The sequence below is a fragment of the Polaromonas sp. LjRoot131 genome, from assembly GCF_964252805.1.
Taxonomy (GTDB): Bacteria; Pseudomonadota; Gammaproteobacteria; order Burkholderiales; family Burkholderiaceae_C; genus Polaromonas.
On record NZ_CAXUPF020000003.1, the window covers coordinates 80,010 to 93,889 of the forward strand.

12 protein-coding genes are annotated in these 13,880 nt (G+C 66.3%); 8 read left to right on the forward strand and 4 right to left on the reverse strand.

Features of this window, described 5'->3' with window-relative positions:
* The first annotated feature begins 6 nt into the window (after positions 1-6).
* From ACSQ27_RS15070 to slmA, 8 genes are all read left to right on the forward strand, one after another.
* Positions 7-1,455, forward strand: a complete 1,449-nt coding sequence (locus ACSQ27_RS15070) for a hypothetical protein (RefSeq protein WP_436156318.1) — start codon at positions 7-9, stop codon at positions 1,453-1,455.
* Positions 1,452-2,003, forward strand: coding sequence for a serine O-acetyltransferase (locus tag ACSQ27_RS15075; protein WP_436156319.1), 552 nt, complete (start codon positions 1,452-1,454; stop codon positions 2,001-2,003). The genes ACSQ27_RS15070 and ACSQ27_RS15075 overlap by 4 nt, the downstream gene beginning before the upstream one ends.
* Position 2,004: 1 nt before the next feature.
* Positions 2,005-3,870: an NAD-dependent epimerase/dehydratase family protein gene (locus tag ACSQ27_RS15080; protein WP_436156320.1), complete on the forward strand. Its 1,866-nt coding sequence runs from the start codon at positions 2,005-2,007 to the stop codon at positions 3,868-3,870.
* A complete protein-coding gene (locus tag ACSQ27_RS15085; RefSeq protein ID WP_436156321.1) occupies positions 3,863-4,744 on the forward strand; it encodes an NAD-dependent epimerase/dehydratase family protein in 882 nt (293 codons plus the stop codon). Before ACSQ27_RS15080 ends, ACSQ27_RS15085 begins: the two co-directional genes overlap by 8 nt.
* Positions 4,745-4,837: 93 nt before the next feature.
* Entirely contained in the window at positions 4,838-5,734 is an 897-nt protein-coding gene (argB, locus tag ACSQ27_RS15090) for an acetylglutamate kinase (protein ID WP_436156322.1), read from the forward strand.
* Between the two features lie 151 nt (positions 5,735-5,885).
* Entirely contained in the window at positions 5,886-6,587 is a 702-nt protein-coding gene (locus tag ACSQ27_RS15095) for a response regulator (RefSeq protein WP_436156323.1), read from the forward strand.
* A gap of 107 nt (positions 6,588-6,694) precedes the next feature.
* Complete coding sequence (locus ACSQ27_RS15100; RefSeq protein ID WP_436156752.1) at positions 6,695-8,125, forward strand: ATP-binding protein; 1,431 nt, start codon at positions 6,695-6,697, stop codon at positions 8,123-8,125.
* Positions 8,126-8,287: 162 nt separating this feature from the next.
* On the forward strand, positions 8,288-8,938 hold the full coding sequence (gene slmA, locus ACSQ27_RS15105; RefSeq protein ID WP_436156324.1) for a nucleoid occlusion factor SlmA: 651 nt from the start codon (positions 8,288-8,290) through the stop codon (positions 8,936-8,938).
* Positions 8,939-9,084: 146 nt separating this feature from the next.
* Here slmA and ACSQ27_RS15110 read toward each other — a convergent pair whose 3' ends face one another.
* The 4 genes from ACSQ27_RS15110 to ACSQ27_RS15125 form a co-directional block, all read right to left on the reverse strand.
* Positions 9,085-10,146, reverse strand: coding sequence for a malate/lactate/ureidoglycolate dehydrogenase (locus tag ACSQ27_RS15110; protein ID WP_436156753.1), 1,062 nt, complete (start codon positions 10,144-10,146; stop codon positions 9,085-9,087).
* 17 nt (positions 10,147-10,163) lie between these two features.
* Complete coding sequence (locus ACSQ27_RS15115; protein WP_436156325.1) at positions 10,164-11,690, reverse strand: UxaA family hydrolase; 1,527 nt, start codon at positions 11,688-11,690, stop codon at positions 10,164-10,166.
* Positions 11,691-11,833: 143 nt separating this feature from the next.
* On the reverse strand, positions 11,834-13,228 hold the full coding sequence (locus ACSQ27_RS15120; protein ID WP_436156326.1) for a TRAP transporter large permease: 1,395 nt from the start codon (positions 13,226-13,228) through the stop codon (positions 11,834-11,836).
* A gap of 22 nt (positions 13,229-13,250) precedes the next feature.
* On the reverse strand, positions 13,251-13,805 hold the full coding sequence (locus tag ACSQ27_RS15125; protein ID WP_436156327.1) for a TRAP transporter small permease: 555 nt from the start codon (positions 13,803-13,805) through the stop codon (positions 13,251-13,253).
* Positions 13,806-13,880: the final 75 nt, after the last annotated feature.

A 13,880-nucleotide genomic window follows, 5' to 3' on the forward strand; every position in this document is an offset into this window, starting at 1 on the left:
CACGGCATGCGCACATTCCTGGCAAGTCCTCGCGGCGGGGTTCTGGCAAGCACGGCGGGCGTGTTTGGCTCGGCCTTCCTGTGGCTGCTCAGTTTCAAGGCGATTGCCTTCTGGATGGGGCCGGAGGGTGTCGGGCTGTTTTCCCAGTTGCGGCAGATGGCGCAGGCGGCCACCGTGGGCGCCACCTTCGGCGGCACGAATTCCGTGGTGCAGGGGCTCGCCGAGCGCCAGGGCGAAGCCGAGCGCAGGCAGTTCCGCGCGACGGCCGCGCGCCTGATCGGCCTCTCGGGCCTGGCGGTGGTTGGGGTCATCGCCGCGGCAGCGCCCTGGCTGAGCGGGTTTTTCCTGGCTTCACGGGCGCCGGAGCTGGTGGCGACCGTGCGCTGGCTCGCGTTCGCGGTTCTGCTCAACGTGGGCGGGACCTATGCCCTTGCCGTGCTCAACGGCTATCGTTCCTACCCCTACCTGGCGCTGGCGCAGGTCGCCGGGCCGGCCGCGCTGGTCGTGCTGCTGGCGGCCGCCGGCTGGTGGCACCTGCCGCCGGACCCGTTGCTGCTGGCCGCCGCCTTTGTGCTGTGCTTTGGTGTGACCTGCCTGGTCGGGGCCTTCGGCATCTCACGTTTGCCGCCGCTCGCGGCCGCCTTGCGCCTGGGGACTTTGCCCAAGGCGCAAAGCCGGGCCTTTGTCCGCTTTGCCGTTTCCAACCTGGTGGCCGCGCTGTCGACCACCGTGGCGCTGCTGCTGATCCGCTCCTGGGTGATCGAGGCCAAGGGACTGGCTTTCGCCGGGCTGTTCGACGCGGGCTGGACCCTGACCTTCAACTACACGACCCTGTTCCTGACGGCCTGCAGCGCGATTTACCTGCCCCGCCTCACGGCCGCGGTGCGCCCTGAAGACCGCAGGGCCTGCATGCTCAGGACGGCCTACCTGGTGCTGGGCGCCGGCATTCTTGGCTGCCACGCCATGGTGCTGCTGAAAGAGCCGCTGATCCGGCTGCTCTACAGCCCGGCATTCCAGGCCTCCGGCGAGGTGTTGACGGTGCTGGTCATCGCCGTGATGTTCCGCGGCGTGTCCTGGGTGTACGGCACGCTGATCCTGGCGACCCGGCATTCGCGGGTCCTGGTGGTGTCCGATGTGGCTCTGAACCTGCTGCTGCTGGCCTCGACGCGCTACGCGCTCGACAGCTTCGGCTCGCTCGCGGCCCTGAGCTGGGCGTTCGTCGTGCCGAATTTTCTTTACCTGGTATTCGTGGTGGAATATGCGTGCCGCCACAACCGGCTGATGCGCCGCCGCGATATCTGGCCCTTTTTGCTGGCCGGCACCCTGCCGCTGTTTTACCTGGCCCTGTCGGGGTCGCAAGAGGCCCATTCCGGGCCGGCGATGGGGTTGAGCATGGCGCTCGGCCTGGCCGCGGCCGGCGCGGCGCTTCTCGCCTACAAGAAAGTGGTTCCTTGAAAAATCTGCGACTGGATATAGAGCGTTATTACGGCATGCGGGGCCATGGGGGCGCCGTGTCCACCGGCATGCTGCTGCGCGGCTGCCTCAATCCGCGCATGGCGCCGGTTGTCCTGATCCGCCTGGCGGAGTTTTTCCACGCGCGCCGCCTCGGCCTGTTCGCGAAGCTGTTTTCGACGTTGAACGTCATGGTGTTCGGCATCGAGGTTTCGCCGCAGGTGCAAATAGGCGGCGGCCTGTTCCTGCCGCACACCGTGGGGACCGTCATAGGTGCGGAACGCATCGGCGACAACTGCACCATCATGCAGGGCGTGACCCTGGGGACCAGCGAGCCCGACATGGGCTTTACGCTGGACAGGCGGCCCGTGGTCGGCAACCATGTGCTGATAGGCGCGGGCGCCAAAATCATAGGCCGCATCGTGGTCGGCGACCATGCCCGGATAGGGGCCAACGCCGTGGTGCTGCGCGACGTGCCGGCCCATGCGCTCGCCGTGGGCGTCCCGGCCAGCATCGTGGACCGCCGGACCGAACACACTGAAAACCTCTGACATGAACCCGATACTCATCAGCGCCTCGCTGGTCCTTTTCAAGCCGGACCTGGCGACCGTGGAGCGCACCTTGCGCGCCTTGCAGGAGGCCGGACGGCTTGCCGCGCAGCATTACACCCTTGAACTGGGACTGACCCTGGTCGACAACTCGGAAGACGACACGGAGTACGGCCGTATCGCGAACTGGCTGGAGGGCGCGCGGGCGGCGGCCCCGGACTGGACGCTGCAGCTGCAGCGTTCACCCGGCAACATCGGCTACGGCCGGGGCAACAACCTCGTCATCGCGGGTGCCCGCTCCGACTACCACCTGGTCGTCAACCCCGACCTCTTTGTCGACGCCGACGCCCTGCTGGAAGGCCTGCGTTTCATGGAGGCGCACGCCGACGTCGGGCTGCTGACCCCCGCGGTTTTTGGCGAAGACGGCGAACGCCACTACCTGTGCAAACGCAACCCGACCCTGCTGGTGATGTTCCTGCGCAGCTTTTCGCCGATGTGGCTGCAAAAGAGGCTGGAATTCCTGATCCGGGAGTTCGAGATGCGCGATTGCGACTACGAGCAACCGATCCACCCCGTCGAGTACCCGACTGGTTGCTTCATGTTTTTCCGCACCGCGCCGCTGCAGAAAATCGGCGGCTTCGACCCCGACTTCTTTTTGCACTATGAAGACGCCGACATCGGCCGGCGCATCCTGCGGGTCGCCCGCAGCGTCTACGTGCCCAGCGTCCGCGTCGTCCACCAATGGGCCCGGGACACGCACCGCTCCCTGGGCGCGAAACTGGGGACCGCCAGGTCGGGCTGGCTGTATTGGGTCAAGTGGGGCGGCATCTTCAGCAGCAAGCCTCTGGCCGAACCCAAGGCGGCCGAGGTCGCCGTCGGGCCGCCGGCACCCGCGCCGGCGGGGCAAAAAGTCCTGGTGACGGGCGCCAATGGTTTCATCGGCCAGGCCTTGTGCGCCACCTTGTCGTCGCAGGGTTGCCAGGTGCGCGCGGCGGTCCGGAAAAAAAACGGCAACGGCCAGGCCGCCCTGCCGGACTGTTGGGCCATGGGCGACGTGGACGAGCACACCGAATGGGCGCCCGCGCTTGCCGGGATGGACAGCGTGGTCCATCTCGCCGCCCGCGTGCACCAGATGCGCGACACGGTCGCCAATCCCCTGGCTGAATTTCGCCGGGTGAATGTGGACCTCACCCTCAACCTGGCGCGGCAAGCCGCCAAAGCCGGCGTGCGGCGTTTTGTTTTCATCAGTTCGGTCAAGGTCAACGGTGAGACCACCGTGGTCGGCCAGCCTTTTACCGCCGACGATTCGCCCGCACCCATCGACGCCTATGGCATTTCCAAATTTGAAGCCGAGCAGGCCCTGGTCCGGCTGGCCGCGGAAACCGGCCTGGAGGTGGTGATCGTGCGTCCCGTGCTGGTGTACGGCCCCGGCGTCAAGGCGAACTTCCATGAAATGATGCGCTGGGTCCTGAAAGGCGTGCCCCTGCCGCTGGGGGGACTGGACAACCAGCGCAGCTTCGTCGCCATCGACAACGTGGTCGACCTGATTTCCGTCTGCCTGCGCCATCCGCAAGCGGCCAACCAGGTCTTCCTGGTCAGCGACGGCGAGGACCTGACCGTGTCGGACCTGCTGCGGCGGACCGCGGCGGCCCTGGGCCGGCCCGCAAGGCTGCTGCCGGTGCCGATGTTCCTGCTGAGGATTGCCGGGCGGCTGTTCGGCAAGGAGCCGGTCATCCAGCGGCTGTGCGACACGCTGCAGGTGGACATCGGCAAAACCCAGCGCCTGCTGGGCTGGACCCCGCCTCTTTCCGTCGACGCGGCCCTCTGGAAAACCGCCCAGCAACTGCGGGATGAAATAAGCCATGCGTGAAGGCCGGGGCACGGTTTTTGTCACAGGCGCCACCAGCACCATAGGCTCCCTGCTGATGCCCATGCTGGGTGAGCGCGGCGTGCCGGCTGTCGCGCTCGGCAGGAAGCGGCCGGCGGGACCGGCCGGGGAGGCCTGGCAGGCGCTGGATCTCGCCGACCCGGCCGCGGCCTTGCCGGCGGTCGAAGCCGGCACCCTGATCCACACGGCCAGCCTGTGGCTGCTGCCGGGCTGGCTGGAGAAGTTCCACGCGCGCGGCGTGCGGCGTGTGATTGCTTTCAGTTCGACCAGCCGCTTCACCAAGCTGGCGTCGGCCAGCCCGTATGAACTGGAAGTCGTCAACAAGCTCATCGCGGCAGAGGAGCACCTGATGGCCGAATGCGGACGCCTGGGGATGGCCTGGACGATCTTCCGGCCCACGCTGATTTACGGCGGCGCCGGCGGGGACCGCAACGTCGCCGACATCGCGCGGCTGATACGCCGCTTCGGTTTTTTCCCGCGCTTCGGCCAGGCCCTGGGCCGCCGCCAGCCGGTGCATGCGCGCGACCTGGCCCTGGCCTGCGTGCAAAGCCTGGACGCGCCCGCCAGCCGCAACAAGGCCTACAACCTCAGCGGCGGCGAGACGCTGGCCTATGTCGACATGGTGCGGCGCGTTTTTGAAACCCTGGGCCGCAAGCCGGTGTTCATCCCCGTCCCGATCTGGGCCTTCCGCATCGCGGTGCGGCTGGCGCGGCTGCATCCGCGCTTTTCGCACCTGACGGCCGACATGGCGCTGCGCATGCAGGCCGACCTGGTGTTCGACCACCAGGATGCGGCCGGCGACTTCGGCTACCGGCCCGGCCGCTTCGATCCGGCCTACCTGACCACGCTGCGCTGACCGGCTGTCCTTCACCGTGAGGGCGCCGGCTGTGTATGCTGCACAATTGCGCCATTCTCCCTTTTTAGACCTTTGGCCATGAGCGACACCCCCATGACTGATCCTGACCTTTCCCACGTCGGCCCGCGCGACAAGGCCGAAATCCTGGCCCAGGCGCTGCCCTACATTCGCAAGTTCCACGGCAAGACCCTGGTCATCAAATACGGCGGCAATGCGATGACGGACCCGGCCCTGCAGGCCGACTTCGCCGAGGACGTGGTGCTGCTCAAGCTGGTGGGCATGAACCCGGTGGTGGTGCACGGCGGCGGCCCGCAGATCGAGGCGGCGCTGAACCGCCTGGGCAAAAAAGGCCACTTCATCCAGGGCATGCGCGTCACCGACGAGGAAACCATGGAAGTCGTCGAATGGGTGCTGGCCGGCCAGGTGCAGCAGGACATCGTGGGCCTGATCAACCAGGCCGGCGGCAAGGCCGTGGGCCTGACCGGGCGCGACGGCGGCCTGATCCGCGCGCAAAAGCTCAAGATGATCGACAAGGACGACCCGAACAAGGAGCACGACATCGGCTTTGTCGGCGACATCGTCAGCATAGACCCCAGCGTGGTCAAGGCGCTGCAGGACGACGCCTTCATCCCGGTGATCAGCCCGATCGGCTTCGGCGAGGAAAACGAGAGCTACAACATCAACGCCGACGTGGTGGCCGGCAAGCTGGCCACGGTGCTGAAAGCCGAGAAGCTGGTGCTGCTCACCAACACGCCCGGCGTGCTCAATAAGGCCGGCGAGCTGCTCACAGACCTGAGCGCCCGCGAGATCGACGAGCTGTTCGCCGACGGCACGATTTCGGGCGGCATGCTGCCCAAGATCGAAGGCGCGCTGGACGCGGCCAAGAGCGGCGTGAACTCGGTGCACATCATCGACGGCCGGGTGCCGCACGCCATGCTGCTGGAAATCCTGACCGACCAAGCTTACGGCACCATGATTAGATCGCACTGAAAAAATCGCCGCAAAGTCGGCGGCCGCCGTCAGCCTGGTGAAAGTGCGACTCTGTCAGACTGCGGGCTGGCGCTGCGCTGAAAAGAACAAGAGCAGACAGCGCGCCCCTCTCTATATATAAGAGCATTGGCAGCGAACCGGACAATTCGTGATGCGACTCCTACTGGTGGAAGACGACGTGATGGTAGCCAGCGGCATCAAGCTGGGGCTTAGCGACGCCGGTTATGCGGTCGACTGGGTCGGCAGCGCCGAACGCGCCGAGGAAGTCCTGCAGGGCGAGACCTTTGACGCCGCCATCATCGACATCGGCCTGCCGCGCATCGACGGCCTGGAGCTGACCCGGCGCCTGCGCCGCGGCGGCCTCACCATGCCGGTGCTGATCCTGACCGCGCGCGACGCGCTGCAGGACCGCGTGCAAGGGCTGGACCTGGGCGCCGACGACTACATGGTCAAGCCCTTCGAGCTGCCCGAACTGCTGGCCCGCCTGCGCGCGCTGCTGCGCCGCTCGCAGGCCGCCACCAGCGCCACCCTGAGCTTCGGTGCGCTGGAACTCGACACGGCCAACCGCGAGGCCCGCGCCAACGGCCAGCTGATAGAACTCGGCCCGCGCGAGTGGACGGTGATGGAATACCTGCTGATCAACGCTCCCAAGCCCGCCAGCAAGGACAAGCTGCTGCAGGCCATGACCGGCTGGGACAAGGAAATCACGCCCAACGCCATCGAGGTCTACATCTCGCGCCTGCGCGGCAAGCTCGAGCCGCACGGGATTGCCGTGCGCTCGATTCGCGGTTTTGGCTACCGCCTGGAACTGACGGAAGCCGCGCCCGGCATGCCCGGCGCGGGCGCCGAGTAAGCGCCGCGCGCATGGATGCCCCCGGCCGTCCCTGGGCCGACCGCCTGAAGGCCCGCCTGGCCGCCCTGGCCGCGCGAACCGGCGACAGCCGCCTGATGCCGCCGGCCATGAAGTCCGGCCTGCAGCGCCGCCTGTTGCTGCTGCTGCTGGTGCCGCTGGGGATTTTTGCGCTGCTCAGCATTTACTTTGACTACCAGACCGCCGGCAACGTCGCGCTGCAGAAAGACCAGCAGCTGGCGCGGCTGATCCCGCTGCTGGCCGATTCCGTGGTGGGGCCCGGCATCACGCCCGCGGGGCGCGAGCCCCTGCTGCTGCTGGCGCCCGCGGTGGACGATTTCCTCAAGGGCCGCACCGGTTCCGCCGGCTTCCGGATTTCCGACGCCCAGGGCGAATTCATGGCCGGCGAGGCCTGGATCCCCGACCTGCTGCCGGCCACGCATGAGACCGAGTTCCACAGCATCGAACACAAGGGCGCGACTTACCGCATCGCGGCCCAGCGCGTCAACACGGCCGCGGGCGAGCTGATCGTGCAACTGGCCGACGGCTCCGACCCGCGCCAGCAGTGGGTGCGCTCCGTGCTGATCAAGGTGCTGCTGCCCAACCTGGTCCTGGTGCTGGCCGCGGGCTTCGCGCTCAACTGGGCCGTCACGCGCGCGCTCAAGCCGCTGATCGAGCTCAAGGACGCGGTGGAGCGCCGCAGCCCGCGCGACCTGAGCGCCATAGACCCGCAGACCACGCCCGCCGAGGTCCAGCCGCTGGTCAGCGCGCTGAACCGGCTGTTCGGCCTGGTAAACGACCAGGCCGAGGGCCAGCGCCGTTTTGTGGCCGACGCCGCGCACCAGCTGCGCACGCCACTGGCCGGGCTGCAGGCGCAGGTCGAGGCCTGGGCGCAGGCGGCCCGGGTCGCGCAGGCCGCGGGTTCGGACGGCGCCGTCACGCTCTCGGCCGAAAAAATCATCAAGCTGCGCAACGCGACCCGCCGCACCTCGCAGCTGGCCAACCAGCTGCTGGCGCTGTCGCGCGCCGACGCCTCGGCCATCGCCGCCCAGCCCATGCAGCGCGTGGACCTGAAGGACCTGTGCGAATCCATCCTGCCGCTGCACCTGGACGCCGCCACCCGCAAGGGCATAGACCTGGGGCTGGAGGCCCAGCCCGCCCAGGCCACGGGTTACGAATGGCTGCTGCGCGAACTGCTGGGCAACCTGGTGGACAACGCCGTCAAGTACACGCCGGCCGGCGGCACCGTCACCATACGCTGCGGCCCCGGCGCGCCGCCGGACGACAAGCTGGACCCCGGCCGCCAGCGTTCCGGGGTGTTCCTGGAGGTCGAGGACGACGGCCCGGGCATCGCGCCGCACGAGCGCGTCAAGGCCTTGCAGCGCTTTTACCGGGTCCAGGGCACGGAAGGCGAGGGCAACGGCCTGGGCCTGGCGATCGCCAGCGAAATTGCCCGCGTCCACCATTCCCAGCTGGCGCTGGCCGACGGCGGCACCGAGGCCTCGGGCCCGCGTGGATTGCGGGTCCGCCTGAGTTTGTAGTCCGCCCGCCACAGTGAGCGCTCGCTGTTACGAAACAGAACGTTGTAGCTTCGCCTCACGCGGTAAAACCCAGGCACCGCAAGCCCTGATCCGTCACTTCCCTGTGCGAGAATCAATTGCAACGATTTCCGGTTTTTTGAAACATTCTCCATTCCATCGCCTATGTCCGACTTAGCGTCTGAATCCGAATTGAGCCCCCAGGCCACGCCAGCATCCGCCGAGCCTGCGGTGCGCAAGCGCCCCAAACCGGGGGAGCGCCGGGTCCAGATCCTGCAGGCGCTGGCGACCATGCTGGAGCAGCCGGGCGCCGAACGCATCACCACCTCGGCCCTGGCCGCCAGGCTGGAAGTGAGCGAAGCCGCGCTGTACCGCCATTTCGCCAGCAAGGCGCAAATGTTCGAAGGCCTGATCGAATTCATTGAGCAAACCGTTTTCACCCTGATCAACCAGATCGGCGAACGCGAACCCGACCACTCGGTCCGCACCCGCAAGCTGGTGGTCATGGTGCTGCAATTCGCCGAAAAGAACCCCGGCATGACCCGCGTCATGGTCGGCGATGCCCTGGTGTTTGAAAACGACAGGCTTCAAGAGCGCATGAACCAGTTCTTCGACAAACTGGAATCCAGCCTCAAACAGAGCCTGCGCGATGCCGCAGCCGCCAGCGGCGCCGCCACCCCCACGGTAGATGCCCAGGTGCGTGCCTCGGTGATCGTGGCCTTTATGGTGGGACGCCTGCAGCGTTTTGCCCGCTCAGGCTTCAAACGCCTGCCATCCGAGCACCTCGAAGCCAGCCTGGCGACCATATTGGGTTAACAAGAGCCACCCCTATCGGACGCGCACTTCGTGTCGCGCCTTTTCCCCTTCCAGGGGACGGGCGACTTGGGGCCGGCAAAGCCGGACCCCGGCCCCCACTGATAAAGAATCACCCCCTCGCGCAGCCCGCGGTTCAACTGAAGGTCTCAGTTCGTTAGGCTCAGCCCCACCTTGGCGGCAGCGCCCACGATTTCTTCCCAGGTGCTGGCGTCGATCTCGATGCCGTCGCGCTCTCGTTCCACGCGGGCGCGGCGTTCGGGTTCGCCGGCGATCTGCACCGCCTGCACGCCGTCGGCCGGCGGGCTTTGGCGCAGCCATTCGGCAAAGGCCGGCGCTTCGGTTTCCAGCGCCTCTTGCGTGCCCAGTTTGGCCGGGTCGATCAGGATGGTCAGCATGCTGTTGTAGACGGCGCGACCCACCGGGGCCTGCTTGTGCCAGGTGCCGCCGCCGGTCAGCGCACCGCCCAGCAATTCACAAGCCACGGCCATGCCGTAGCCTTTGTGCTCGCCGAAAGGCATGAGCGCGCCGAAGAAGCCGTTGGCTTGCGGCACCACCACAACGCCGGGGTTGGTCGTCGGCTGGCCATGTTCGTCGATCAGCAGGCCCGGCTGGACGGATTTGCCCTGGTTGTGCGCCACGCGCATCTTTCCCTGCGCGACCCGGCTGGTGGCAAAGTCAAGGACAAACGGCGGCTGGCCCTTTAACGGGACGCCGATGCAGCAGGGGTTGGTGCCGAAGCGGCCATCCGTGCCGCCCCAGGGCGCCACCACGGCGCGCGTCATGACGTTGACGAAGTGCAGCGACACCAGGCCCTGGGCCACCGCCATTTCAGCGAAGTGGCCTATGCGTCCCAGGTGGTGCGATTCAGCCAGCGCCAGAATACAGCTGCCCTGTTCTTTGGCGCGCGCCATGCCCAGGGCCATGGCCTGCTCGCCGACCACCTGGCCGTAGCCGTGCTGGCCGTTCAGCGAAAGCAGCGCGCCGGCGTCCAGCACCGTCTTGACCTTGGCATTCGGGGTGAGGCCGCCTTCGAGCACCGCGTCCACATAGCGCGGCAGCATGCCCACACCGTGCGAGTCATGGCCGCTGAGGTTGGCCATCACCAGGTTGGCGGCGACTTTTTCGGCTTCTTCGGCTGAGCTGCCGGTGGCGACAAAAATGCGGGCGCACTGCGCGCGCAGCTCCTGGGCTGGAATGGTTTTTTGCATCATGTTCAGGGTTGCCTTTACATCACGGCGCCGACTTGCCAGGGCACGAACTCGTTCTGGCCGTAGCCGTGTTTTTCGCTCTTGCTCGGTTCGCCCGAAGCGGTGGCCAGCACCATCTCGAAGATGCGTTGCCCCATCTCCTGCACCGACACGCCGCCGTCGATGATCTCGCCGCAGTTGATGTCCATGTCTTCTTCCTGCCGCTGCCACAGCGCCGAGTTGGTGGCGAGCTTGAGCGAAGGCGAGGGCGCGCAGCCGTAGGCCGAGCCGCGGCCGGTGGTAAAGCAGATGATGTTGGCGCCGCCGGCCACCTGGCCCGTGGCGCTGACGGGGTCGTAGCCGGGGGTGTCCATGTAGACAAAACCGTGCGCGTCCACGGGCTCGGCGTATTCATACACGGCCTCGAGGTTGGAGGTGCCGCCCTTGGCGACCGCGCCCAGCGACTTTTCGAGGATGGTGGTCAGGCCGCCGGCCTTGTTGCCGGGCGAGGGGTTGTTGTTCATTTCGCCCTCGTTGATCTGGGTGTAGTGCTCCCACCATTTGATGCGCGAGATCAGCTTTTCGGCGATGTCGGGCCGCACGGCGCGGCGTGTGAGCAGGTGCTCGGCGCCGTAGATCTCGGGGGTTTCGCTGAGGATGGCGGTGCCGCCGTGCGCCACCAGCAAGTCCACCGCCGCACCCAGGGCCGGGTTGGCACTGATGCCCGAATAACCGTCGGAGCCGCCGCACTGCAGGCCTATGGTGATGTGGGCGGCGCTGCAGGGCTCGCGCTTGACGGCATTGGCCTGCGGCAGCATTTCCTTGATCATGGCGATGCCCTTGGCCACGGTCTTGGCCGTGCCGCCGGTGTCCTGGATGCTGAAGACGCGCAGGGTTTCGCCCTCGCGCAGGCTGCCGTGGGCCAGCCAGGCGTTGATCTGGTTGGACTCGCAGCCCAGGCCCACCACCAGCACGCCGGCGAAGTTGGGGTGCGTGGCGTAGCCCGTCAGCGTGCGCTGCAGGATCTGCAGGCCCAGGCCGTCGCTGTCCATGCCGCAGCCCGTGCCGTGCGTGAGCGCCACCACACCGTCGACGTTGGGAAAGTCTTTCAGCGCCGACGGGTTGTTTTGCCGCGAAAAATGGTCGGCGATGGCGCGTGCGGCCGTGGCCGAGCAGTTCACGCTGGAGAGGATGCCGATGTAGTTGCGCGTGGCCACGCGGCCGTCGGGCCGCTTGATGCCCATGAAGGTCGCTTCGCGTTTGGCCGGCGCCGGCTTCACGTCGGCGCCGAAGGCATAGTCGCGCGCGAAGTCGCCCTTGTCGGGTCCCATGTCCAGGTTGTGCGAGTGCACATGCTCGCCAGGCGCGATGGGCTTGCTCGCGAAACCGATGATCTGGTTGTAGCGCCGCACCGGCTCGCCCGCGGCCAACGCGCGCGTGGCGATCTTGTGGCCGGCAGGGATCAGGCCGCGCACGGTGATGTTTTCTACCAGAGTGCCACCCACCAGCTGGGCGCGGGCAATCAGGACGTCGTCGGCAGGATGGAGGCGAATAAAGGGTGTCATGGCTCGGCTCTGTGTGATTTCATCAGCGGCCACCGCGGAACCGGCTTCGCCGGGCCGCAAGTGGCGCCCCCTTGAGGGGGAAGCGCCTAAGGCGCTTCGGGGGTGTTTGGTCTATTTGCGCTTCGGGGGTGATTGTTCACCATTCAGTAAAACATTTTTGGCAACCAGAGTACTGCCTTGGGGAAGTAGGTGATGATTCCCAGGCTCAATAGCAGTGGCACCAGCCAGGGCAGGATGGCCATGGTGGTCCTTTCCACCGAGAGATTGGCCACCCGGGCCAGCACAAACAGCACCATGCCCATGGGCGGGTGCAGCAGGCCGATCATCAGGTTGAGCACCATGACCAGGCCGAAATGCACAGGGTCTATGCCCAGTTGCGCGGTGATGGGCAGCAGGATGGGCACCAGGATGGTGATGGCGGCGGTGGGCTCCAGGAAGCAGCCGACAAACAGCATCAGCAGGTTGGCCAGCAGCAAAAATACCCAGGGGCTCTGGGTAAAACCCAGCACCCAGGCGGCAATCGCCGTGGTGACGCCGGTGGCCGTCAGCATCCAGCCGAAGATGGACGCGGCCGCCACGATGAAGAGCACGGTGGAGGTGGTTTCCACGGTGTCCAGGCAGACCTTGACGAACATCTTGAACTTCAGTGCCTTGTACCAGAAGAAGCCCAGCACCATGGCCCAGACGCAGGCCGCGATCGCACCCTCGGTCGGCGTGAACAGGCCTGTCGTCATGCCGCCAATCAGCAGCACCGGCGTCATGATGGGCAGCACGGCTTCGAATTTAAAAATCTTGTCGAGCACGAACAAGGCGATGAGTCCGGCAATCACCGTGACCTGGGCAGGCGCGCCGGCTTTGCTGATCAGCAGCCACAGCACCAGCGGCCAGGCAGCGACCACGCCGAGCTCTATCAAGGCTTTGCCCAGCTTGCTGCCCGAGAACTTGATGTCGGCGCCCCATTTGTTCTTGTGGGCGAAGTAGGCTACGGTCAGCATCATCAGCACCGCCATCAGCAGGCCCGGCAACAGCCCGGCCAGGAACAGCGCGCCTATCGACACATTGGCCATCATGCCGTAGATCACAAAAGGCAGGCTGGGCGGGATGATGGGGCCCAGCGTGGCGGAGGCGGCCGTCACGCCGACCGCGAACTCCGACGAATAGCCGTGCTCCTTCATGGCCTTGATCTCGATGGTGCCCAGGCCGGCCGCGTCGGCGATCGCCGTGCCGCTCATGCCGGCGAAGATCACCGAGCCCAGCACGTTGACGTGGCCCAGGCCGCCCTTGAGCCAGCCCACCAGCGCCAGCGCGAAGTTGTAGATGCGGGTGGTGATGCCGGCGTTGTTCATCAGGTTGCCGGCCAGGATGAAGAAGGGCACGGCCAGCAGCGGGAAGCTGTCGATGCCCGACACCATGCGGTGTATCACCACAAACGGCGGCAGGTTGCCGGTGACCAGGATGTAGACCAGCGAGGCGCCCGCCATGGCGATGGCGACCGGGATGCCGGCGCCCATGAAGATCAGGAAGAATATTTTGAGCATGATGGTGAGGGGTGCTTCGCGTTCAGCGGTCTTCCATGGTGGATTCGGGGCGTTCCAGCACGCTGTAGCCGCGGCGGTAATGAATCAGGGCGACCTGCAGCGAACGCACCAGCATGGCGGCAAAACCCAGCAGGCACAGGCCGTACACGATGTTCATGGGCAGGTCGACGATGGTCATGCGGGTCTGGTTGCCGATTTTTTCCATCATCTGGATGGTCATGAACACGGCCGCGCCGTAAAAGCCTATGCGCAGCACGTCCGTCACGGTGGACATGACGCGCCCCATCTTCGCCGGCATGTGGCGGTAGAAAAAATCCACCTGGATGTGGTTGTTCTTGGCCACGCCTATGGCCGCGCCTATGAAGACCACGGCGATCAGTTCATAACGCGCGATCTCCTCGGTCCACGCGGCCGAATCGTTGAACACATAGCGTGTGATGAACTGGTACAGCACCGTGGCGCCCAGCACCCAGAAAAACGCCAGGGCCAGCCAGCCCTCGGCCGTGGTGGCCGACAGGTCCACCGCCTCGTCTTCGGTGTGGAATGAACCATCGTCGCTGATGATTTTTTCGGTCATCGTATTTCCTTGTTTCATATCTTTACCAGCAGAGCGCCGGTAGTTAGCCGTATGCGCAGCGGCCGACCCAGGTTT

Excerpts from the sequence above, each read along its gene's own strand:
- slmA (WP_436156324.1), top strand. The coding sequence starts at position 8,288 with ATGTCCGACTTAGCGTCTGAATCCGAATTGAGCCCCCAGGCCACGCCA.
- ACSQ27_RS15095 (WP_436156323.1), top strand. The coding sequence starts at position 5,886 with ATGCGACTCCTACTGGTGGAAGACGACGTGATGGTAGCCAGCGGCATC.
- ACSQ27_RS15110 (WP_436156753.1), bottom strand. The coding sequence starts at position 10,146 with ATGCAAAAAACCATTCCAGCCCAGGAGCTGCGCGCGCAGTGCGCCCGC.
- argB (WP_436156322.1), top strand. The coding sequence starts at position 4,838 with ATGACTGATCCTGACCTTTCCCACGTCGGCCCGCGCGACAAGGCCGAA.
- ACSQ27_RS15080 (WP_436156320.1), top strand. The coding sequence starts at position 2,005 with ATGAACCCGATACTCATCAGCGCCTCGCTGGTCCTTTTCAAGCCGGAC.
- ACSQ27_RS15070 (WP_436156318.1), top strand. The coding sequence starts at position 7 with ATGCGCACATTCCTGGCAAGTCCTCGCGGCGGGGTTCTGGCAAGCACG.
- ACSQ27_RS15085 (WP_436156321.1), top strand. The coding sequence starts at position 3,863 with ATGCGTGAAGGCCGGGGCACGGTTTTTGTCACAGGCGCCACCAGCACC.
- ACSQ27_RS15125 (WP_436156327.1), bottom strand. The coding sequence starts at position 13,805 with ATGACCGAAAAAATCATCAGCGACGATGGTTCATTCCACACCGAAGAC.
- ACSQ27_RS15115 (WP_436156325.1), bottom strand. The coding sequence starts at position 11,690 with ATGACACCCTTTATTCGCCTCCATCCTGCCGACGACGTCCTGATTGCC.
- ACSQ27_RS15100 (WP_436156752.1), top strand. The coding sequence starts at position 6,695 with ATGAAGTCCGGCCTGCAGCGCCGCCTGTTGCTGCTGCTGCTGGTGCCG.
- ACSQ27_RS15120 (WP_436156326.1), bottom strand. The coding sequence starts at position 13,228 with ATGCTCAAAATATTCTTCCTGATCTTCATGGGCGCCGGCATCCCGGTC.